Here is a 21,264-nt window from a genome sequence, read left to right as displayed (position 1 = left end):
GACGTCCCGCCGCCACATCGACCTGCTGCGCGTCTGCAGCGCCGCAAGTCTCCCGTCCCTCCCGTCCTGAGCCGGGAGGCCCTCGCGGGCACCTGACACCGTCGTCATACGCCGATACGCGTGCACGCACCGCCGTGCGCCCGCCGCGGGCGGCTCACCGTCATCCGGTCGCCGCCGTCCGCTCACCGTACGTCTCACCGCCAGCGAATAACCCGACCTGGGGAGAAACGTGTCCATTACACCTGGGAATGCCGCGCCGTCGTCACTGTCCGTCGCACCGTTCCGGGGCAGGATCGGCCGGGACGCGCGCAGTGGACACTACGCCGTGCCGCGCCGCTACCGCCTCCATCTGGCGCTGTCATGCCGGCACTGTCTGCGGATCGCCATCACCCACAGCCTGCTCGGCCTGGAGGGCACCCTCCCGGTGACCCTGCTGCCCGCCGTCCCCGACGGACCGGACGGCGGGCACTCCGCCCTGCGGCTGATGTACGAGGCCAGCGCGCACCACTACGCCGGGCCGACCGCCGCACCGGTGCTCAGCGACGACTGGTCGGGCAGGATCGTCAGCACGTACGCCCCCGACATCCTGCGCGACCTGGACCGCCGTTTCGGCAGCGGGAGCCCCGACCGCGCCGTGCTCCACCCGTGCGGCGCGGAGCGGGAGATGGAGGCGATCGCACGCCTCTGCGAGCACGGCATCAGTGAAGCCGTCCAGGCCGCCGGACAGCCCGGTGCCGACGACGCGGCGCGCGAGGCCGCGCTCAGCACCGTGTTCGGCGCGCTGGACGGACTGGAGCGACGGCTCGCGACCCGGACCCATGTCCTGGGCGACGACCTGACCGCTTCCGATGTGCAGGTGTGGGTGACCCTGGTGTGGCTCGACACCGTGCACCGGCAGCACCTGGACGCCGCCGCGGTGCACCGCGTCACCGACCATCCGCATGTGTGGGCCTACGCACGGCGGCTGGCCGCCCACCCGGCGTTCGGCCCCCACCTCGACCTCGACGGTATCGCCCGACGGCACCACGCCCACTGCCGCGGCCTGGAGGCCGCCGGAGCGGCGGTGCAGATCCTGGACTGGGCGGCGCACACCCGGACCAGGACCCCGGTCGAGCCCGGCTGACGCCACGTCATACGGGCCGCCCCGCGCGCAGCTCACCGCAGCCGGGTGCGCAGGGCGGCCACCTGTCCGCGCAGACGTTGCACCGGCGTGGGCGGCAGCGTACGGGCAGCCCCGCGCGCGTAGTGCCGCTCGACGTAGAACTGCCCGGCGCTCAGCACCGTGGTGACGGCGATGTACCAGAGGGTGGCGACCATCAGCAGGGGGATGACCTGGTAGGTCTGGTTGTAGACCAGCTGCACCGAGTAGAGCAGGTCGTGTACGGCCAGGACACTGACGATGCTGGTGCCCTTCAGGGTGCCGATCAGCATGTTTCCGGCCGTCGGCACGATGGAGCGCATCGCCTGGGGGACGACGATCCGGCGCAGTGTGCGCCACCGTCCCAGGCCGAGCGCCTGGGCCGCCTGGGTCTGCCCGGGGTCCACGGAGAGGATGCCGCCGCGGACCACTTCGGCGGCGTAGGCGGCCTCGTGCAGGGTCAGGCCGATGACGGCGGTGAGGGCGGGGCCGAGCAGGTTGACGGTCTTGACGGTGACGAACTCGGGGCCGAAGGGGATGCCGACACCCAGCGTCGGGTAGAGGGCGCCGATGTTGAACCAGAACAGCATCTGAACGAGGAGCGGTGTGGAGCGGAAGATCCATACGTAGCCCCAACTCAGCGTGGCGAGCACGGGGTTGGCGGACAGCCGCATGACGGCCAGCAGGGTGCCGATCAGAAAGCCCAGCACCATGACGAGCCCGGTCAGCCACAGCGTCAGCAGCAGCCCGTCGAGCACGGCGGTGGTGGTGAAGTAGCTCCCCACCACCTCCCATTGGAACGCGGGGTTGCGGACGACGGAGTTGACCACCATCGCGAACACCAGCAGAGCGGCCGCCGCCGCGAACCACCGGCCGAGGTGCCGGCGTGGCACGATCCGCGGCAGATCGCCGGAGTCGCCGGGGTCCGGGTCTTCGCGTGTGGACACGGGTATGGGGGCAGGGGCGGTGACATCGGAAGGCGTGGCCATCTGAGGCTTCTCCGGGGGGAAGGATCGCGGGCGTGGGTGTGAGCACCCCGGTGGCACGGTGTGGCCCGGGGCGGTTCATCACGCTCGCCGCGTCCCTCAACGCGGCCGGAGCGGCTGCCGCGCAGGAGCGGAGCCGGTCCAGGGGCGATGGTATGTGCCGACAGCGTGCAAATGTCAATGTGGCGGGGAGCCGGGCCATTTCCCGGTCGGTCAGCCGGTCCGTCATCCGAGCACTGGTTGACGCGACGCCGTTCGTACTGCTCAATTAGTCCCATGCCTGCCCAGTTGCGCTTGGTCTCCCGCGACCACATCGACTTCGGTCGTGTGTGGTCCGCGATGTGTTGCGCCTGACTCGGCAGCGGGCTGTCTGACCGGCCCTTCCCTCCCTCGGTGACCCCGTCGCGGGCCGAGTTCCTCCCTCGCACGACCGCGGTACCCGGGCGCGTCCGCCCGGATGCGAACGGTCCTGCGGCGGACCCGGACACGCGCTGCCTTCGCATCCTTCCGGCCTCATCACGCCTGTTCCACCCGCGCTCCGCACCACGCTGATCCGCCGTCGCACACGGCCGGACCAGCGGCATCCCGCCCTGCTCGCGGGACCCCTCCGCCCTTTTCCGAAAGGCCCTTCGCATGCCTGTGGAATTCCTCGGCATCGCCGCCACCCATGACGGCTCCGAGACCACGCCGCGCTCCGGCGCGGCCTTCGACAAGGAGTACACGCTCCGGCTCGCCCGTGCGCACGAGGACCACGGCTGGGACCGGGTGCTCTTCGCCTACGGCTCCGGGTCGGCCGATCCCGCCCCGGCCGCCGCGTACATCGCGAGCAGACTGGACCGCCTGCAGATCCTGCTCGCCCACCGGCCCAACGTCTCGTATCCCACGTACGCCGCCAAGACCTTCGCCACCCTCGACCAGATCAGCGACGGCCGGTTGACGGTGCACTTCATCACCGGCGGGAACGACCATGAGCAGGGCCGGGAGGGCGACACCCTCACCAAGGACCAGCGCTATGAGCGCACCCGCGAGTACATCCGGATCGTGAAGAAGATCTGGACGTCCCACGAGGCCTTCGACCACGAGGGGGAGTACTACCGCTTCCACGACTTCGTCAGCGATGTCCACCCCGTGCAGCAGCCCCGGCCCCGGGTCTCCTTCGGCGGTTCCTCTCCGGCGGCCTACGCGGCCGGGGGAGAGGAGGCCGACATCTACTGCCTGTGGGGCGAGCCCCTGGAGAAGACCGCCGAACAGATCGAGGCGGTGAAGTCGGCGGCGCGGGCGGCGGGCCGCACCGACGTCCCGCGCATCCAGGCGGCCTTCCGCCCGATCATCGCCCCGACCGAGGCACTGGCCTGGGAGAAGGCCCACCGCACGGTCGGCGCGATCCGCGCCCGGCGTGAGCAGGGGCTCGTACGACACCATCGCAACGGCGCCCCCGAGAACACCGGCTCCCAGCGGCTGATCGCCATCGCCGAGCAGGGGGAGCGCTACGACCGCGCGCTGTGGACCCCGACGGCCGCCGCCACCGGCGGCGCGGGCAACTCCAATGCCCTGGTCGGCACCCCCGAGACGGTGGCCCAGGCACTGCTGGACTACTACGACCTGGGCGTCGACATCCTCTCGGCCCGTGGCTACGACCTGCTGGACGACGCGATCGACTTCGGGCGGCACGTGATCCCGATCGTTCGCGAGGAGGTCGCCAAGCGCGATGCCGAGCGCGATGCCGAGCGCGCAGCGCGCGGAACACAGGCCCTCGCGGCGGTGCGCGCATGACCGCTGTCACACAGCGCCCCGCCACCGGCCCGGCCACCACCGGCCCGACGGTCACCGGCCCGGCCGCCGCCGGGCTGGCCGTCGTCACCGTCGAGGTCGGCGATCCGCGCGTGGCGCCGCTGTTGCGGGAACTGGGCGACGAGTACTCCACCCGCTACGGCAAGGACGCCCACGCCGAGCTGGCCCGGTACCCCGACGAGGAGTTCACCGCCCCGCACGGCGGTGTGCTGCTCCTGCTGCTGGAGCACGGGGAGCCGGTCGCGGGCGGCGCGTTCCGCCGGTACGACGCGGCCACGGCCGAACTGAAGCGGATCTGGACCCACTCCGGCCACCGCCGCCGCGGCCTCGCCCGCCGGGTGGTGGCCGAACTGGAGTGCGTGGCAGGGACCTACGGCTATCGCCGCCTCTACCTGACCACCGGGCCGCGCCAGCCCGAGGCCCGCGGTCTGTACCTGGCCACCGGCTACACACCGCTGTTCGACACCGAGGCCGACCCGGAGACCATCGGCCCGCTCCCCTTCGAGAAACACCTCACCGCCGACGCGCATACCACCGTCGTCGCCCGCACCCGAAAGGCATCAGCTCCGTGAACCACTCCCGTACGAGACCGCGTCTCCGTCTGGCCGCGGCCGCGACATCCGCCGCTCTCCCGCTGGCGCTGGCCGGATGCGGCTCCGGTGGCACCGGCGGGACCTCGGCGGCGGGCGCCGCGTCCCCCGCGCCGACCGGCAACCCGGTCGCCGCCGTGCACAAGGTCGACTCCGTCGCGGCCCTCCTGCCCGCCGAGGTCAGGAAGTCGGGCAAGCTGCGCATCGGCAGCTCGGTGGGCGGACCGCCGGGCGCGTACTACCCGCAGGGTGCGGGCGGGAAGCCGGTGGGCCAGGACATCGACCTCGCGAACGCGGTGGCCAAGGTCCTGGGCGTCGAACTGCAGCGCCAGGACGCCTCGTTCGAGACGATCCTGCCCGCCCTCGGCAGCGGCAAGTACGACGTCGGGACCGGCAACTTCGGTGTGACCGCCGAGCGGTTGAAGACGATCGACTTCGCCACGTACATCAACGACGGCCAGGGCTTCGCGGTGAAGAAGGGCAACACCTCGCTCGGCGGCAAGGTCACCGACCTGACCCGGCTGTGCGGCCTGACCATCGGCACCGGGGCGGGCACCACCTTCGAGGCGACCCTCGAAGCCCAGAAGAAGGTGTGCGTGAAAGCGGGCAAGAAGCCGTACGACGTGAAGGTGTACTCGGAGAACGGCGCCCTCCTCACCGCGCTCCAGCAGGGCCGGATCGACGTGGAGATGTCCACCATCAACGGCCTCCGCCACCAGGCGGCGCAGCAGGCCGCCCAGAGCAGCTTCCTCGGTGAGTACCACCGGCTCGACGTGGGCTTCGCCTTCAAGAAGGGATCACGCCTCACCCGGGCCTTCCAGTCCGCCGTCAACGAGCTGATCAAGGACGGTGTCTACGCCCGCATCCTCGACAAGTGGGGCACCGGCCCCTCCGCCGTCAAAACCTCGCGGATCAACCCGCCCGAACACACCACGTGAAAGGCCGGACAACCTCGCCGGGCCAAAACGCGTCTTGATCGACAACGGACGCGCGGCGGACAACCCGGAGGGGGTTGTTTCCGACTCGCTATACACTCGGCGTATAGTGGGAGTGGACAGAAAGATGGCGCGCGCTCCGGCAGATCGCAGACGGAAAGGCGCGTACCCATGTACGGCAAGGCATTCGCCCCGGAGTACCAGGGCTCCCTCACCTCCCTGTCCGTGAACTCTTCGCTGGTCGATGTACTGGCCGCGGGCACCGAGCGGTTGCGGGCGGCCGAGCGGAGCGGTTGCCCGCGTGAGGCGGCACGCTCGGGGCTGGCAGTGGCGGAGGCCCACCGCAGGCTGGGGCAGGTGACGGATGCCGACCGCGAGTGGAAGGCCAGCTACCGGGCGGCCCGTGGGGCGGGGGATGCCGGGGCGATGGCGTGGGCGCTGTGGAGCGGCGGCACGCTCGCCCGGCAGCGTGGCGCACTGGCGCTGGCGTGGCGCCTGCTCGGATTCGCGGCCGAACTGGGGGAGCGCGGTGGGGACATCCTCGCCCGTGGCTACTCGCTCGCCGGTTTGGCGGAGACGGGCCGCATCCAGGGGGATTACGAGGCCGTGGGCGCGCTGCACGAGCAGCTTCTCGCCGAGGCGCGGGAGCGCGGTGAGGCGCGGCACACCGTATGGGCGCTGGAGGGGATCGCCCAGATGCATCGCAACACCGGGTCGTACGACACGGCGTACGCGATGTTCGAGGAGTCCGCGGCGATCGCCGCGCAGGCCGATGACCGGCGCGGACACGCCTGGGCGCTGCGGGGGCTGGCCGACATCGTCTCCGTGCGCGACGGGGACGCGGACCGTGCGCTGGGCCTGCTCTCCCAGGCGGAGGTGGCGTGTCGCGCGATGAACCTGATGAGCGCGCTGGCCTACAACCACAAGATGCGGGGCAATGTGTTCTATCGCGCGGGCCGCTTCGCGGAGGCGCGCGATGTCTACCGGGAGGCACTGGCCGAGTTCCGCACCATGAGCGAGCCGCGTGGCGAGGCCCTCGCCAGGCTGGGGCTCGTCAAGTCCCTGGCCCGGCTGGGGCGTGACCGCACCCTGACCGCCGCCGATCTGGCCGAGCTGGCCGGTGTCCTGGACCGGATCGGACTGCGGCACGCCCGCCGGATGGTGGACCGCGCGCGGGTGGAGTTCGGCATCACGGAGGACGCGGAGGACGCGGTGAAGGCGGCGGTGGCGGCGGCCCCGGAGCGCCTGAGGGAGGCCGCCCCCGTGGGCGGGTGAGAACGCCGCCCCGCTGCGAAAACACCCCTGCCCCGGGCCGGAGCGGCCGGAGGAAGGCGGTATCGGTGCTGTCGACGGCTTACGTGGACGCCTGGTCGTTGTCCTTCATCGCACCCCAGCCGTGCCACCGCTCGACCTCGACCCAGGCGCTGGTGCGGGTGCGGTCCCGGTCCGGGTAGGGCCCGCCGATGTAGTGGCGGGCGATGCGGTCGATGTCCGCCAGGCCCTCGTCCTGGCGGATCTCCACGACACGCCCGATGAGGGTGACATGGGTGTACCAGTCGTCCTTGTCCAGGACGGTGAGGGTCACCCGCGGATCGTGGCGCAGATGCTTCAGCCGCACCCGGCCGTCGTCCAGGTTGACCAGCAGGCGGCCGTCCTCCCACGCGTACCAGGTGGGAGTGGACACGGGGGTGCCGTCCGAGCGCACGGTAGCCATGACGGCGGGATTGGGGCGGCGCAGCAGGGCGACGGCCTCGGGCGGCAGCGGCGGCTTGGACATGGGAACTCCTTGCTGTCCTTGCTGACGGGCGGCGGGGCCAAGGGTGTCCGATGGCAGACCCCGCACTGCCCGGATCGTACGTGACCGGGCGACGCCCGGCAGGTGCCGGTGCCGGGCGCCCGCTCACGAGCCACGGACAAGGAGGTGAACACCGGCCACATACACGTCCATTGACATTCATTGACATGCCCACGACTATCCGTATGGTCCAGGCCAACGAGCATGGAAGAGGTCATCGGATGGCACGAGCCAGAGCCGGAACCAGAATCAGAACCAGAACCGCGCTGCTCAGTGTTCTCACCCTGCTGGCCGCCCTGGTGAGCCTTCAGCTCACCGGCCCGGCCCCGCGCGCCGCCGCCGCGCCGACCGCCTTCACCCACCCCGGAGTGCTGGTCAGCCAGGCCCAGCTCGACTACGCCCGGGGCAAGGTGCAGGCAGGTCAGCAGCCCTGGAAGGCCGCGTACGACGACATGATGGCCAGCTCCTACGCCTCACTGTCGCGCACCCCGAAGCCACGCGCCGTCGTGGAGTGCGGATCGTCGTCCAACCCCAACTACGGCTGCACCGACGAGCGCCAGGACGCCATCGCGGCCTACACCGACGCGCTCGCCTGGTACTTCACCCGGGACAGCAGATACGCCAAGAAGTCCATCGAGATCATGGACGCCTGGTCCGCGACCATCACCGACCACACCAACAGCAACGCCCCGCTGCAGACCGGCTGGTCCGGCTCCACCTGGCCACGGGCCGCCGAGATCATCAAGTACACCTACGACGGCGGCTGGGCGGGCGCGGGCCGCTTCGCGACCATGCTGCGCGACGTATACCTCCCCGAGGTGATCAGCGGCGCCGAGACCAAGAACGGCAACTGGCAACTGGTCATGACGGAGGCGGCGATCGGCATCTCCGTCTTCATCGAGGACCGCACCAGCTACGACAAGGCCGTCAGCACCTACCTCGCCCGCGTTCCGGCGTACGTGTATCTGACCGGCGACGGCGATCTGCCCAAGCCGCCCGCGAACAGCAGCATCGACACCAAGGCCGAGATCATCAAGTACTGGCAGGGCCAGAGCACCTTCGCCGACGGCCTCTCCCAGGAGACCTGCCGCGACTTCGGGCACACCGGCTGGGGCATCGCCTCCATCGCGGACATCGCCGAGACCAGCCGCATCCAGGGCCAGGACCTCTACCCGAAGATCCAGGACCGGCTGCGCCAGGCGCTGGGCTTCCACACCACCTACGAGAACGGCGCCACCGTGCCGTCCTGGCTGTGCGGCGGCTCGGTCAAGAAGGGCCTCGACCAGGTCACCGAGGTCGGCTTCAACGCCCTCCACAACCGCCTCGGCATCGCCATGTCCAACACCCAGAAGTACACCGAGGCACACCGCCCGTCCGGCACGGACAACTACTTCAACGCCTGGACGACCCTCACCCACGCGGACAACCCCTCCTGACCGCCCTCAGCCGTCGAGCGGGAAGTGGCACAGACCCTCGTGCCGCTCCCGCCCGGCGGGCGGCGCCGGTTCACGGGTGACGGCCGAAGGGGCGGTCTCGGCGCACCGGGCCTCGCTCTTCCAGCAGCGGGTACGGAACCGGCAGCCCGAGGGAATGCCGTACGGGGAGGGGATCTCCCCGCGCAGCGGAATCTCCTCCCCGGGCGCCGCCCCGGACACATCGAGCCGGGGAGCGGAGGACATCAGGGCGGCGGTGTACGGGTGCAGCGGCCGGTCGAAGACATCGTCGGCGCGGCCATGTTCGATGACCTTGCCCAGGTACATCACCGCCACCCGGTCGGAGATGTACCGGACCACGGACAGGTCGTGCGAGATGAACACGTAGGAAACACCGAGCCGGGTCCGCAACTCGCCGAGCACATTGAGTACTTGGGCCTGCACCGACAGGTCCAGCGCGGACACCGGCTCGTCGCACACGATGAGGTCGGGTTCGAGGGCCAGCGCGCGGGCGATGCCGATGCGCTGCCGCTGCCCGCCGGAGAACTCGTTCGGGTAGCGGCCGGCGTCGCTCTCCCGCAGTCCGACCAGGGACAGCAGCTCGCGGACCCGGCGGTCCCGCTCCCGCGCCGTGGGCACGATGTCGCGGTGGGTGCGCCATGGCTCGCCGATGAGGTCACCCGCGGACATCCGGGCGTTGAGCGAGGCGAACGGGTCCTGGAACACCATCTGTATCCGGCGCCGCCAGGCCAGCAGGTCCCGGCCCTTCAGGGTGAACGGGTCGGTGCCGTCGAAGCGCACCGACCCCGCGTCCGGCCGCTCCAGCCCGAGCACCACCCGGGCCAGGGTCGACTTCCCGCAGCCGGACTCGCCCACCAGGCCGAGGGTCTCGCCGCGCCCGACCCGGATGTCGACGCCGTCGACCGCGGTCAGGCGGCGTCGGCCGTGGCCGAACGACTTCGTCACGCCGCGGACGTCGAGCAGAGGTGTTCCGGGGGTCTCAGCCACGGTCGAGCTCCTCGGAGAAGTGGCAGGCGGCCGAACGGGAGACGCCCACGGACTCCAGCGGAGGGCGTTCCCGGGCGCACCGTTCGGCGGCCAGCGGACACCGGGCCCGGAAGACACAGCCGGACGGCACCGCGCTCAGCTCGGGCGGGCTGCCGGGGACGGCGGGCAGCGGGCGGCCCCTGACGGCGTGTTCGGGAACGGAGTCGAGCAGCCCCTTGGTGTAGGGGTGGCGGGGGCGGGAGAACACGTCCCGCACCGGGCCGGTCTCCACCACCGTGCCCGCGTACATGACCACCACATCGTCCGCGTGCCGGGCGACCACCGCCAGGTCGTGGGTGATCAGCACGAGCGCCATCTCCCGCTCGGTCCGCAGATCCCGCAGCAGCCGCATGATCTGCGCCTGCACGGTGACGTCGAGCGCGGTCGTCGGCTCGTCGGCGATCAGCACATCGGGGTCCAGGGCGACGGCCATCGCGATCAGCAGCCGCTGGCGCATACCGCCGGAGAACTGATGCGGGTACGAGCGGGCCCGCAGCCGGGGCTCGGGGATGCCGACACGGGTCATCAGCTCCACCGCCCGCTCCGCGGCCCGGCGCCGCGACAGCCCGCGATGGATGCGGAACGGCTCCGCGAGCTGACGGCCGACCGGCTGTACGGGGTTGAGCGCGGCCAGCGCGTCCTGGAAGACGATCGACAGCACAGGACCGGCCAGCTTTCTGCGCTCGGCCCGGCTCGACCGCACCACATCGGTGCCGGACACCCGCACGGACCCGCCCGTCACCTCGGCCACGGGGTCGAGCAGCCCGGCGATGGACAGCGCCGTCATCGACTTCCCGCAGCCGGACTCGCCCAGCAGCGCCAGGGTGCGCCCCTTGTGCACACCGAAGCTGACCCCGTCGACGGCGCGGACCGTGCCGGAGGGGGTGTGCAGATCGACGCGGAGCCCGTCGACCTCCAGAACCGGGCGGCCGGGCGAGGGGAGCTCCGGTGGCTTCACGCGATCATCTCCGGGGGAACGGCGGCCCGGGCGCCGCGCCGCTTGCGGGGCAGCGTCAGCCGCCAGCGCTGCCCGGGGTCGGTGGCCAGGCGCACCCAGGCGGCGAGCACCGTGGCCGACACCGTGGTGAGCATGATGGCGAGCCCCGGCAGCACGGCGATCCACCAGGCGGTCCGCAGGTACTGGCGCCCCTGGGCCACCATCAGCCCCCAGCTCACCTCGGGCGGCTGGATGCCGATACCGAGGAAACTCAACGACGACTCGGTCAGCATGACGAAGCAGAAGTCGAGCGTGGCCACGGTCAGCAGCGTCGGCAGCGCGATCGGCAGGAGATGCCGGACGATGATGGCCGAGGCGGGCGTACCGAAGGTCCGGGCCGCGTCGACGAACAGGCGGCTCCTCAGCTCGGCCGCCTCCGCGCGGGCGGTGCGCAGATAGATGGGGATGCGCGCGACGGCGAGGATCAGCACGATGTTCATCGCGCCGGGTGCGAAGACGTACAGCACGACCACCGCGATCAGCAGGGACGGAAAGCTGAGAATGACATCGGCGACCCGCATCGCGACGCTCTCGCGCATCCCACCGTGGTACCCGGCCCACAGCCCCAGCGCCGAGCCGATCAGCAGCGAGCACAGCACCGCGGGCACCGCGATGGACAGCGTCGTCCCGGCGGCGTCCACCAGCCGCGCCAGCACGCTGCGCCCCAGCACGTCCGTGCCGAGCAGCCCGGAGACGCCGTGGTCCAGGGAGGGCGGGCGCAGCGAGGCGCGCAGATCCTGCCGTACCGCCCGGTCGCCGAGGAACAGCCGGCCGCACAGCGCGACGAGGAACACCAGGGCCAGGACGGTGGCCGCGGCGGCCGCGGTCCGGTCCCGGCCGAGCAGCAGCCACCAGCGGGGCGGACGGGAACGCGAGGAGGTGGCCGCACCGGAGGGGATACGGCCGTCGGGGGCGGACATGGTGACTCCTTCGCTCACGCCGGTACCGCCTGGCGCACGCGGGGGTCGATCAGCGCGTGGCAGACGTCGACGAGGATGTTCAGCGCGAAGATCGTCACGGCGGTGAGCAGGACGGCGGCCTGCAACACCGCGAAGTCGCGCTGGAGAATCGAGTCGATCATGAGCTTGCCGATCCCGGGCCAGCCGAAGATGGTCTCCACGACCACCGCGCCGTTGACGAGGCCCACGGCCAGATCCCCGGCCACGGTCAGGACGGGGGTGACGGCGTTGCGCAGGGCGTGCCCGAACACCACGCGCAGGGCACCCGCCCCCTTGCTGCGGGCGACCTTGACGTACGGGGCCGACAGCGCGCCGACCATGCTGCCGCGGACCACCTGGACGAGCACTCCGAACGGGCGGATCAGCAAGGTGGCGAGCGGCAGTACCCATACCTCGGGACCGCCCAGGGTGCCCGAGGTCGGCAGCCAGTCCAGCGCCACTCCGAAGACCAGCACACCCATGATGGCGAACCAGAAGTCAGGGATGCTGGCCGCGGTCATCGACAGCAGACCCGCGAGCCGGTCGACGGCCGACTGCGGCCGGTAGGCGGCGAGGCTGCCGACCAGCAGGGCGCCGGTGACCGCCAGCAGCATCGTCATCCCGGCGAGCTGGAGGGTGACGGGAAACGCCTCCAGGACCATCGCGTCGGCGGGCTCCCCGGTGCGCAGCGATACCCCGAAGTCGAGTCGCGCCGCGTTGCCGAGGTAGTCCCACAGCTGCACGGGGAGGGAGTCGTCGAAGCCATGGGCGGCGGAGAACTCCGCGCGCTGCTCGGGGGTGGCGCTCAGCGGGAGGTAGAGGTCGACGGGGTTGCCGGTCAGGCGGGCCAGACAGAACACGCCCAGCACCACGAACACCAGGGGGATCGCGCTGGAGACGACGCGTTTGCGCAGAAAGGACGCCATATCAGCGGTTCCCCGCCGCCACCGGGCGGACCTCGGCCAGCCGCATCTCGTCGCCGGTGGCGGAGTCCGGGCGGTACCGCACCGAGGGCGACAGCCCGAGCAGTCCGCGCATATGGGCCAGGTAGGCGTACTGCGCGACCTTCTCGTTCTGGTAGGCGAGCACCTCGGCGAAGGCCTTCTGCCGGGCCTTGCCGGACAGCGCGTTCGCCGCGGCGATCCGCCGGTCGAGCCGCGGGGTGCCGAAGGTCGACTGGGGTCCGTCGCTCAGCAGGTACTGACTGGTGGTGAAGGCCGCGTCCCCGGCCTGGTTGCCGTGCATGATCAGCAGCGCGATCGGCCCGACGCCGCGGGGGAGTGGCCGCAGCTGGTACTGGAGATGGGTTGCGGTGTCCGCCATCCGTATCCGTACGTTCAGCCCGATGCGCGCCATCTGGTACTGCAGCGCCTCGGCCACCTCCGCGATCCCGGCGAACTGGCCGTTGCGCGCGACGAGGGTGATCCGCCGGTGGACCGGGACACCGTCGGCGGCGGCCCGTCGAACCAGCTTGCGGGCCGTGGCCACCTGGTACGGGGTGGTGGCGAGGCCGTCGTTGTGGCCCACCACGCCGGGTGGGACGAGCTGCGCGGCGGGCCGGGCGAGTCCCCCGAGCAGGGCGTCCACGATGCCCGTGCGGTCGACGGCCATGCCGATCGCCTTGCGTACCCGGATGTCGTCCAGCGGCGCCTCGCGGCCGTCCAGCCGCAGGGCGGTCGTCTCGTTGTTGGGGTAGGCGACGGTGGTGTCCTTGGCCGCGTCCACGGGGTCCAGCGCCGTCGCGATGTCGGCCTCGCCCTTGTCGATCATGGCGGCGCGGACACTGGCGTCGCCACGCCAGACATATCTGGCCCGGGGATAGGCGGGCGGCTTGCCCCAGTAACGGTCGTTGCGGGCAAGGGAGATCGAGACGCCGGTTTCCCACTTCCCTACGGCGTAGGGGCCGGTCCCGACCGGTATCCGCACCTTGGCCGTGGTGTCGGTGGTGCGCGGCACGATCTCGATGAAGCTGAGCCGCAGCGGGAGGATGGGGTCGGCCGTGCGTGTGGTGACGGTCAGCCGGGTGGCGCCGACCGCCCGCACGTCGAGCTTCTCGTCGCCGAAGACATAGCCGTCCACATTGCAGGCGAGATCCGAGTTGACGGCGCGTTCGATGGAGAAGGCGGCGTCCCGCGCGGTGAACGGCCGCCCGTTCTGGAAGGTCACGCCCGAGCGGATGCCGAAGGTCCACGTGGTGGGCTTGGTCTGCCGCCAGCCGGTGGCCAGCAGCGGTTCCAGCCTGCCCGAGGCGGGGTCCCGTTCGACCAGCGGTTCGGTGACATTCGAGCGGACGACGACTCCGGTCGCGGTCAGCGACGACTCGCAGGGCTCCAGCGTCGGGGGCTCCTGGGTGAGCACCACCCGGAGTGTGCCGCCGCCCGCGCTCCCGGCATCCCCCGCGGCGTCACTGTTCGCCACGGCGCACGCGCTGGTCAGCAACATCGTCCCCGAGACCACAAGGGTGAGCACGGTGCGCGCCCGGTCCGATCTCATCCTGGCCCCCGAGGCTGTCTACATGTGCGTACTCGGTCCGCATTTATAAACGCCGAAGCTAAGGCGGGGCTGCCGGGGCGTCAAGAGATCTGACAGAAGGGGGTGTTGGGCGCGGTTGTGAAGGGGGTGTGATCGGCGGACCCTGCCCGCTCGGCGGGGCGGCGGATCACCCTAGACTGCCCTCGTCTTCCAGTCGATCAGGAGCACCACATGCAACGCCGCCTCGCCCCCGCTCTCGCTCTCGTGGCCGTGACAGCCCTCGCCCTCACCGGGTGCGCGCAGGACTTCGACAAAGGCCCGGAGGGGAAGGTGACCGAAAAGGTCAAGGACGGGAAGAAGTTCTATCTGGTCGTCGACCCCGCCAAGGGTGGCTCGGAGAAGAAGTTCCGGGTCAGTAAGTACGACTACCACGACTGCGACCGGGGTGCGAAGTACCCCAAGTGCATCGACGACTGAGCCTTATTCGAACCGCGCGGTGTCGCCCGCTCCCCGGCGCACGATCTGGGCCTCGCCGTCGGAGAAGTCGATGACCGTGGTCGGCTCGGTCCCGCATTCTCCCGAGTCGACCACGGCGTCCACCACATGGTCGAGCCGTTCCTTGATCTCCCAGCCCTGAGTCAGCGGCTCGTCCTCGCCGGGCAGCAGCAGAGTGCTGGACAGCAGCGGCTCGCCGAGGTCGGCGAGCAGCGCCTGAGTGACGGTGTGGTCCGGAATCCGCACGCCGACCGTCTTCTTCTTCGGATGCGGCAGCTGCCGCGGCACTTCCTTGGTCGCGGGCAGGATGAAGGTGTAGCTGCCGGGCGTCGCCGCCTTGATCGCCCGGAACACATCCTTGTCGATGTGCACGAACTGACCCAGCTGCGCGAAATCCTGGCACACCAGAGTGAAGTGGTGACGGTCGTCGAGGTTGCGGATCGACCGGATACGGCTGATGCCGTCGCGGTTGCCCATCTGGCAGCCGAGCGCGAAGCAGGAATCCGTCGGATAGGCCACCAGGGCGCCCGAACGAATCCTTTCCGCCACATTGCCGATGGTGCGCGCTTGCGGGTTGTCCGGGTGAACATCGAAGTACTTTGCCATCTGCCGAGCCTAATCGATCGTCGGGATCGTGCGCAGAGTGATGATCCGGAAATGGGCCGGGCCTCATCGGAAGACGGCGCCGACCCGGTGATTGGATCTTCAACGACCAGCGGACCTAGTGTGCGGGAAGGCCACGGAACACCGCTACGAGGAGACAACCATGGCGAAGATTCTTTTTGTGATGACCGGCGCCGACGCGTGGACGCTCGCGGACGGCGGCAAGCACCGCACGGGCTTCTGGGCGGAAGAGGCCGTCGTTCCGCTGGAGGCCTTCAAGGGTGCCGGGCACGAGGTCACCGTGGCCACCCCGGGCGGTGTGGTGTCGCCGGTCGACCCCGTCAGCCTGGCTCCGGAGGCCGCCGGTGGCGCCGAGGAGGCCGGGAGGCTCACGAAGGTGGTGGAGACCGCCGCCGAGTTCCGCCACCCGGCTGTCCTGGCCGAGGTGCGGCTGGAGGACTTCGACGCGGTCTACGTTCCCGGCGGCCACGGCCCCATGGAGGACCTCGCGGTCGACGCCGACTCCGGGCGGCTCCTGACGCGGGCGGTGGAGTCCGGGATGCCGGTGGGCGTGGTGTGCCACGGCCCGGCCGCGCTGCTGGCCGCCGTCAAGGAGGATGGCACCAACGCCTACGCCGGTTACCGGATCACCGCGTTCACGAACGCCGAAGAGCAGTTGGCAGGCGGCGCCGACAACGCCAAGTGGCTGCTGCAGGACCGGCTGACCGAGGCCGGGCTCACCGTCGAGACCGGCGACGCCTGGGCCCCGCACGTCGAGGTCGACCGCAACGTGGTCACCGGCCAGAACCCCGCCTCCTCCGCCGCCCTCGCCACCGAGCTGCTCAAGAAGCTCGGCTAGCACCCGGCAGCCTCTGCTCGCACCAGATGGTCTTTCCGGCGGTGGTCTGACGCGTCCCCCAGTTGTGGCTGAGCTGTGCGACGAGCACCAGGCCACGGCCGCCCTCGTCGTAGACCCGGCTGCGGCGCAGATGGGGAGTGGTGCTGCTGGCGTCGGACACCTCGCAGATCAGCTTGCGGTCGCGGATCAGCCGCAGGCGGATCGGGGCGGCGCCGTAGCGGATGGCATTGGTGACCAGTTCGCTGACCAGCAGCTCGGTGATGAACGCCAGATCCCACAGCCCCCATGCGTCGAGCTGCTCCACGGCCAGCTTCCGGGCGTGCACGACCAGGGCCGGGTCGGCGGCGATATCCCAGTCGGCGACCCGGTCGGGGGCCAGAGCGCGGGTACGGGCGAGCAGCAGGGTGATGTCGTCCGCCGGGCGGTCGTCCGCCAGTGTGCGCAGGACGGTGTCGCACGTCCCGTTCAGCGACGTCTCCGGCACCGACAGCGCGTCGCACAGCTTGGTCAGACCCGCGTCGATGTCGCGGTCGCCGGAGCGCACCAGACCGTCGGAGTACAGGGCGAGGACGCTGTCGGTGGCCAGGTCCATCTCGGTGGTCTCGAAGGGGAGGCCGCCCACTCCGAGCGGCGGGCCGGTGAAGCCGCGCACCAGGTCGGCCCTGCCGCCGGGGGTGACGAGGACGGGCAGCGGGTGACCGGCCGAGGCCAGCGCGCAGTGCCGGGAGACCGGATCGTAGACCGCGTACAGACAGGTCGTTCCCACCCCGCCGGTGGCCGCGGTGTCGGTGCCCGGGTACGTGTCCGTCCCGGTGTCTGCGCCCGGGTCGGGGTCCGCGTCCGCGGTGGTGTCCTGCTCGTCTTCGCCGAGGTGGACGACCAGGTCGTCGAGGTGGGTGAGGAGTTCGTCGGGCGGCAGGTCGACATCGGCCAGCGTGCGCACGGCGGTGCGCAGCCGTCCCATGGTGGCGGAGGCGTTGATGCCGTGGCCGACCACATCCCCGACGACGAGCGCGACACGGCTGCCGGAGAGCGGGATCACATCGAACCAGTCGCCGCCCACTCCGGCTCGCGAATCCGCGGGCAGATAGCGCGATGCCACATCCACGGCCGTCTGCCCGGGCAGATGCCGGGGCAGCAGATTGCGCTGCAGCGCCAGCGCGGTGGCCCGCTCACGGGTGTAGCGGCGCGCGTTGTCGATGGCGGCGGCGGCCTTGGCGGCCAGTTCCCCGGCGTCGGACAGATCGCTCTCGGTGAAGGGCGGGGTGTCCCGCGTACGCCAGAAGCCGACCATCCCCAGCACACTGCCCCGCGCCCGCAGCGGAGCCGTGATCAGCGAGCGCATGCCGTAGTCCAGCACCGCCCCGGCGGGCTCGGGGACCAGCGCCTGCCAGTCGGGGCAGGCCCGCACATCGGGTTCGAGCCTCGGCCGCTCCCAGGGTGAACCGCGCTCCCGCGCCCCGCACAGGGCGAGCCTGGGCGGTCCGTCGACGGGGAGCAGCGGATGGTGTCGGCGGGCCCCGGCCAGGGCCACCCGGCGCACCCGCGTGGCGCCGTCCGGCGGCACCTCCTCCCCGGCCAGGACGCACACCGCCAGATCGACGGTGACGACATCGGCGAACCGGCCGACCGCCACCTGCGCCAGCTCCCGCGCGGTCCGCTCCGCGTCGAGGGTGGCGCCGATGGCCGTACCGGCGTCGTGCAGCAGCGTGAGGCGGCCGTGTGCCGCCCGCGCCCGGTCCCGCTGGCTGAGGGCGCGAACCGCCAGTTCCGAGACGGCGAGACCGATGGTGAGCAGCAGGACGGCCGTCCAGCCCTCCTGGGCGCTGGTGACGGACAGCGCGTCCCAGGGACGGGTCAGGAAGAAGTCGAACCAGAGGGTGGCCGACAGCGCCGCGATCACACCGGCGCTCCGGTAGCCCAGGGCCGCCACGGCGACCACCACGGCCACCAGCACGAGAGCCGCGTCGGTCCGAGGGAAGACGGTACGGAACGGCACCAGCAGCAGCGACACGATCAGCGGCCCCACCAGGGCGAACGCAATCGCTGTCCGGACATTGCTCAGCCAGCGCACACCATGCCACGTACCCACCCGAAAGGGCGTTTACCACCTCAGCCGCGGGGCGGTTCCGGGGCCGGCATAGTCCTCCGCGAGGGCGCGGTCGAGTTGCTCGGTGCGGAAGCCACTGCGCACCGCCCACCGGTAGCTGGCCGGCGTCAGGGCGACGACGGCGAGCAGCGTGGCGATCAGCCAGATACTGGGTACATGGCGGGACGTCAGGTGGTGGCCAGCAGCAGATCCTCGCCACTGGACGGACGGAGGCCATCGGCACGGTCGGCGAAGTAGCGCTCGGCGTGCGAGGCCCCCGATACATGGCGGACATCCCGGAAACCGGCCTCGCGGGCCAGGGCCAGCATCTCCGGCGGGGTGTAGAAGCTGAGGAACGGCGTTCCCGAGGCTCGTGCGCCCTCCTCACTCGCCCGGAGGCCGGGGCGGTCGGCCTCGTCGACAAGGCCGGGCGGCAGCAGGAAGGTCATGGCGAGCGTCGAACCGGGGGCGAGCCCGGCGATCCGGCGCAGAGTGGCGGTGGTGGCGTCCTTGGTGAGGTACATGCTCACGCCGGTGGAGACGACGACCGCGGGCTGCCCGGCGTCAAAACCGGCAGCGGCCAGCCGCTCCAGCCAGGACCCGCCCGCCTCGAAGTCGAACGGCACCAGGTGCAGCCACTCCGGGATGCCATAGCCGAGTTCGGCCAGGCGGCGGCGCTTCCAGGCCTGGGGGCCGGGCTGGTCGACCTCGAAGATCCGCAGCCGGGAGGCGATTTCCGGCCTGCGCTGGGCGAAGGTGTCCAGACCGGCTCCCAGGATGACGTACTGGCCCACCCCGTGCCCGGCCCGCTCGGTGATCAGCTCCTCGATGAAACGGGCGCGCGCCACCATGGCCGCCCGGAACGCCCTGGTGGCGTGCGGCTCCATGTCCGGCCGCTCCCGCCACGCCTCCCCGGGAGCCGCCAGCCGCAGCCCGATCTCGTCCTCGATCACATGCGGCGGCGGGTCCACCTGGACATGCATGGCCCGCCACAGTGCGGTCCGCACGGCGGTGCTGTCCGGCGCCTGGTTCTGCTCGTCTGTCATGGCTTTCCCTTTCGCCGTGGGTCAGTTCCCGGCGGGAGCCTGGAGGCTCCACACCCGCCCGTCGGGGTCGCGGACGGTCATTTCCCTGGTCCCGAAGTGCGTGTCCTCGAACGGTGTGACTACCTCGACGACAGCCGGATCGGTACGGAGCGCGTCCGCGTCGGGCACCTTCAGGACGATCCGCGTCTCGGGCTCCTGGTCCTCGGGGACCTCGGCGATGAACACATACGGCCCGTCGCCGTTGCGGAGCTGGCCGGAGCTGTGATCCGTCGCGAACTCCAGCTCGTAGCCGAGTGTCTGGAAGAACTTGGCCGCCTTGCCCCAGTTGTGTGTCGTCAGGAACACGGCCTCGATGCCTTCGGTCGCCATGTCAGATCTCCTGTTCGGTCGATTGCTGTCCGGAGTTGTCGGCGTCGTCGAGGTAGGTGCGCAGCGCGTCGGCGACCAGCGCCGACAACGACATGCCCGACTCGATGGCGCGGTACTTGACCTGCTTGATCAGTCCGATCGGCAGGTACACGTTGAACTGCTTGACATCCTCATCGCCCACAATGGGCGATGCTAGCATCCTAGCAAGCTAGGTCGGTGAGTGAACGTGGCGTGAGGTGCTTCACAATGAAGGGTGACGCGTGGCGAGCTGGGTAAGCGCGCCATGATCACCTCGTGGGATACCGATGTGATCGGCACAGGTAGAGCATCGTTGGAAGGAGGGCGACATGTCGTCGAAGCGACGTCGCAAGAAGAAGGCCCGTCGTAAGAACGGTGCCAACCACGGCAGCCGCCCCCAGTCCTGATCTGGGCGCTCTGCCGAGTGACGCGAGGGACTCCCCGTCCCCGGGAAACTGCTCCCGGGGCGGGGAGTCCCTGTTTCGCGAGGCGGGTGGGCAGGTGGGTCAGGCAGGGCGGGCGGGCTCGGCCACGGTGCCGCGTACGACGAGTCGCGGGCTCAGGACGACCTCGCGGGGGCTGGTACGGCCCTGGTCGAGGCGGTCGACGGCGGCGGCCACCGCGTGGCGGGCCTGTTCCTCGGCGTTCTGGCTGACCGTGGTCAGGTTGAAGCAGCTCAGCCGGGAGAGCGTGTCGTCGTCGTATCCGGCCACGGACACCTCGCCGGGGACGGCGACACCGGCGCGGGAGAGGGCGGCCAGGACACCGATGGCGCACTGGTCATTGAAGGCGACGACGGCGGTGGGCAGCGCGGCGCCGTCGAGGAGATGGCGGGCGGCGCGCTCACCGGCCGCCTCGGTGTTGTCGCCGCGCAGCACGCTGATGTGCGTCTCCAGGCCGTGGCGGCGCATGGCGGCGCGGTAGCCGCGGCGCCGGTCGGTGGCGATGACGCCCCTGCCGCCGTCGACGTGGGTGATGGCACGGTGGCCGAGCCCCACCAGGTGGTCGACGATCTGGCCGACCCCGTCGTCGTCCGCGCTGCGGACCACGTCCAGCTGCTCGTCGGTGATCCGGCGGCCGACGACGATGACCGGGGCCTTGCGGTCGAGGGCGGCGAGGGTGTCGGCGGGAGAGGTCGGGCCGAGGAGGATCAGGGCCTCGCTGCGGAAGGCCAGCAGGGTGTCGACGGCGGTGTGCTCGTCGCGGGTCCGGGTCAGGGTGCTGAGGACGAGGTCGTAGCCCACTTCCTCGGCCGCCGAGTGCAGATGGTCGACCACTTCGGCGTGGTAGGGGCTGTGGACGTCGACCATGACGCCGAGCAGCCGGGTGCGTCTGCTGGCGAGCAGGCTGGCGGTGCGGTCCACCTGGTAGCCGAGTTCGGCCGCGGCCTTCAGGACCCGCTGCCGGGTGCGCTCGCTGGGGCCGGACACTCCGCGCAGCACCAGGGAGACGGACGCGGTGGACACGCCTACGCGGGCGGCCACGTCCTCCAGCCGGGGGCGCTTGTTCGCGCCGTTCCGGTGACGCTCGGAATCGGCATCGTCCACCTGTGCCTCCCGGACAGCGATCTCCTCGCGCAATGCCTTGACACGCTCTTGAAACGAGTCGATAGTACCAGCACTTAAAGCGCTTTAATCGCTCCGGACCGCTCCTGGTTGTTCCC

The 21,264-nt window shown here is 71.0% G+C and carries 21 protein-coding genes; 8 read left to right on the top strand and 13 right to left on the bottom strand.

Annotation, left to right across the window (positions count from 1 at the left end):
• Positions 1-229: 229 nt before the first annotated feature.
• Positions 230-1,123: a glutathione S-transferase C-terminal domain-containing protein gene (locus ABZ370_RS09135; RefSeq protein ID WP_358618472.1), complete on the top strand. Its 894-nt coding sequence runs from the start codon at positions 230-232 to the stop codon at positions 1,121-1,123.
• A gap of 32 nt (positions 1,124-1,155) precedes the next feature.
• Here ABZ370_RS09135 and ABZ370_RS09130 read toward each other — a convergent pair whose 3' ends face one another.
• Entirely contained in the window at positions 1,156-2,127 is a 972-nt protein-coding gene (locus ABZ370_RS09130; RefSeq protein WP_358618470.1) for an amino acid ABC transporter permease, read from the bottom strand.
• Positions 2,128-2,757: 630 nt separating this feature from the next.
• Here ABZ370_RS09130 and ABZ370_RS09125 point away from each other — a divergent pair.
• From ABZ370_RS09125 to ABZ370_RS09110, 4 genes are all read left to right on the top strand, one after another.
• Complete coding sequence (locus ABZ370_RS09125) at positions 2,758-3,897, top strand: LLM class flavin-dependent oxidoreductase (RefSeq protein WP_358618468.1); 1,140 nt, start codon at positions 2,758-2,760, stop codon at positions 3,895-3,897.
• Positions 3,894-4,487: a GNAT family N-acetyltransferase gene (locus ABZ370_RS09120; protein WP_358618467.1), complete on the top strand. Its 594-nt coding sequence runs from the start codon at positions 3,894-3,896 to the stop codon at positions 4,485-4,487. Before ABZ370_RS09125 ends, ABZ370_RS09120 begins: the two co-directional genes overlap by 4 nt.
• Positions 4,484-5,443 (top strand): ABC transporter substrate-binding protein, encoded by a 960-nt coding sequence (locus ABZ370_RS09115; RefSeq protein ID WP_358618466.1) that lies wholly within the window; start codon positions 4,484-4,486, stop codon positions 5,441-5,443. Before ABZ370_RS09120 ends, ABZ370_RS09115 begins: the two co-directional genes overlap by 4 nt.
• A gap of 168 nt (positions 5,444-5,611) precedes the next feature.
• Positions 5,612-6,715, top strand: coding sequence for a tetratricopeptide repeat protein (locus ABZ370_RS09110; RefSeq protein ID WP_358618464.1), 1,104 nt, complete (start codon positions 5,612-5,614; stop codon positions 6,713-6,715).
• 79 nt (positions 6,716-6,794) lie between these two features.
• Here ABZ370_RS09110 and ABZ370_RS09105 read toward each other — a convergent pair whose 3' ends face one another.
• Positions 6,795-7,217: a PPOX class F420-dependent oxidoreductase gene (locus ABZ370_RS09105; protein WP_358618462.1), complete on the bottom strand. Its 423-nt coding sequence runs from the start codon at positions 7,215-7,217 to the stop codon at positions 6,795-6,797.
• Between the two features lie 239 nt (positions 7,218-7,456).
• On the opposite strand from ABZ370_RS09105, the gene ABZ370_RS09100 reads away from it, so the two are divergent.
• Positions 7,457-8,671: an alginate lyase family protein gene (locus ABZ370_RS09100; RefSeq protein ID WP_358618460.1), complete on the top strand. Its 1,215-nt coding sequence runs from the start codon at positions 7,457-7,459 to the stop codon at positions 8,669-8,671.
• Positions 8,672-8,677: 6 nt separating this feature from the next.
• Here the strand turns inward: ABZ370_RS09100 and ABZ370_RS09095 are convergent, their stop codons facing one another.
• The 5 genes from ABZ370_RS09095 to ABZ370_RS09075 are packed head-to-tail and all read right to left on the bottom strand — an operon-like array spanning position 8,678 to position 14,143.
• On the bottom strand, positions 8,678-9,676 hold the full coding sequence (locus ABZ370_RS09095; protein WP_358618458.1) for an ABC transporter ATP-binding protein: 999 nt from the start codon (positions 9,674-9,676) through the stop codon (positions 8,678-8,680).
• Entirely contained in the window at positions 9,669-10,673 is a 1,005-nt protein-coding gene (locus ABZ370_RS09090; protein ID WP_358618457.1) for an ABC transporter ATP-binding protein, read from the bottom strand. The genes ABZ370_RS09095 and ABZ370_RS09090 overlap by 8 nt, the downstream gene beginning before the upstream one ends.
• On the bottom strand, positions 10,670-11,632 hold the full coding sequence (locus tag ABZ370_RS09085; RefSeq protein WP_358618455.1) for an ABC transporter permease: 963 nt from the start codon (positions 11,630-11,632) through the stop codon (positions 10,670-10,672). Before ABZ370_RS09085 ends, ABZ370_RS09090 begins: the two co-directional genes overlap by 4 nt.
• Before the next feature lie 14 nt (positions 11,633-11,646).
• Positions 11,647-12,576 (bottom strand): ABC transporter permease, encoded by a 930-nt coding sequence (locus tag ABZ370_RS09080; protein ID WP_358618454.1) that lies wholly within the window; start codon positions 12,574-12,576, stop codon positions 11,647-11,649.
• Between the two features lies 1 nt (position 12,577).
• A complete protein-coding gene (locus ABZ370_RS09075) occupies positions 12,578-14,143 on the bottom strand; it encodes an ABC transporter substrate-binding protein (RefSeq protein ID WP_358618453.1) in 1,566 nt (521 codons plus the stop codon).
• A 210-nt stretch (positions 14,144-14,353) separates the two neighbouring features.
• Here ABZ370_RS09075 and ABZ370_RS09070 point away from each other — a divergent pair, with 210 nt between their 5' ends.
• On the top strand, positions 14,354-14,599 hold the full coding sequence (locus tag ABZ370_RS09070) for a hypothetical protein (RefSeq protein ID WP_358618451.1): 246 nt from the start codon (positions 14,354-14,356) through the stop codon (positions 14,597-14,599).
• 3 nt (positions 14,600-14,602) lie between these two features.
• On the opposite strand, the gene ABZ370_RS09065 is transcribed toward ABZ370_RS09070, so the two are convergent.
• Positions 14,603-15,223: an L-threonylcarbamoyladenylate synthase gene (locus ABZ370_RS09065; protein WP_358618449.1), complete on the bottom strand. Its 621-nt coding sequence runs from the start codon at positions 15,221-15,223 to the stop codon at positions 14,603-14,605.
• A 160-nt stretch (positions 15,224-15,383) separates the two neighbouring features.
• Here ABZ370_RS09065 and ABZ370_RS09060 point away from each other — a divergent pair, with 160 nt between their 5' ends.
• Positions 15,384-16,079, top strand: coding sequence for a type 1 glutamine amidotransferase domain-containing protein (locus ABZ370_RS09060; protein WP_358618447.1), 696 nt, complete (start codon positions 15,384-15,386; stop codon positions 16,077-16,079).
• On the opposite strand, the gene ABZ370_RS09055 is transcribed toward ABZ370_RS09060, so the two are convergent.
• The 5 genes from ABZ370_RS09055 to ABZ370_RS09035 all read right to left on the bottom strand — a co-directional run bounded on the left by ABZ370_RS09055 (position 16,063) and on the right by ABZ370_RS09035 (position 21,148).
• A complete protein-coding gene (locus ABZ370_RS09055; RefSeq protein ID WP_358618445.1) occupies positions 16,063-18,108 on the bottom strand; it encodes a SpoIIE family protein phosphatase in 2,046 nt (681 codons plus the stop codon). The two genes, ABZ370_RS09060 and ABZ370_RS09055, sit on opposite strands and share 17 nt — an antisense overlap.
• A gap of 248 nt (positions 18,109-18,356) precedes the next feature.
• A complete protein-coding gene (locus ABZ370_RS09050; RefSeq protein ID WP_358618443.1) occupies positions 18,357-19,214 on the bottom strand; it encodes a class I SAM-dependent methyltransferase in 858 nt (285 codons plus the stop codon).
• A gap of 21 nt (positions 19,215-19,235) precedes the next feature.
• Positions 19,236-19,583, bottom strand: coding sequence for a VOC family protein (locus ABZ370_RS09045; protein WP_358618441.1), 348 nt, complete (start codon positions 19,581-19,583; stop codon positions 19,236-19,238).
• A 1-nt stretch (position 19,584) separates the two neighbouring features.
• Positions 19,585-19,764 carry a CopG family transcriptional regulator gene (locus ABZ370_RS09040; protein ID WP_358618439.1) on the bottom strand — a complete coding sequence of 60 codons (180 nt, stop codon included), beginning with the start codon at positions 19,762-19,764 and terminating at the stop codon, positions 19,585-19,587.
• A 343-nt stretch (positions 19,765-20,107) separates the two neighbouring features.
• On the bottom strand, positions 20,108-21,148 hold the full coding sequence (locus tag ABZ370_RS09035) for a LacI family DNA-binding transcriptional regulator (protein WP_358618437.1): 1,041 nt from the start codon (positions 21,146-21,148) through the stop codon (positions 20,108-20,110).
• Positions 21,149-21,264: the final 116 nt, after the last annotated feature.

This window comes from Streptomyces sp. NPDC005962 (genome assembly GCF_040629205.1).
GTDB lineage: Bacteria > Actinomycetota > Actinomycetes > Streptomycetales > Streptomycetaceae > Streptomyces.
Note: the sequence above shows the minus strand (reverse complement) of the source record. Positions and strands in the feature narration are given on the sequence as shown.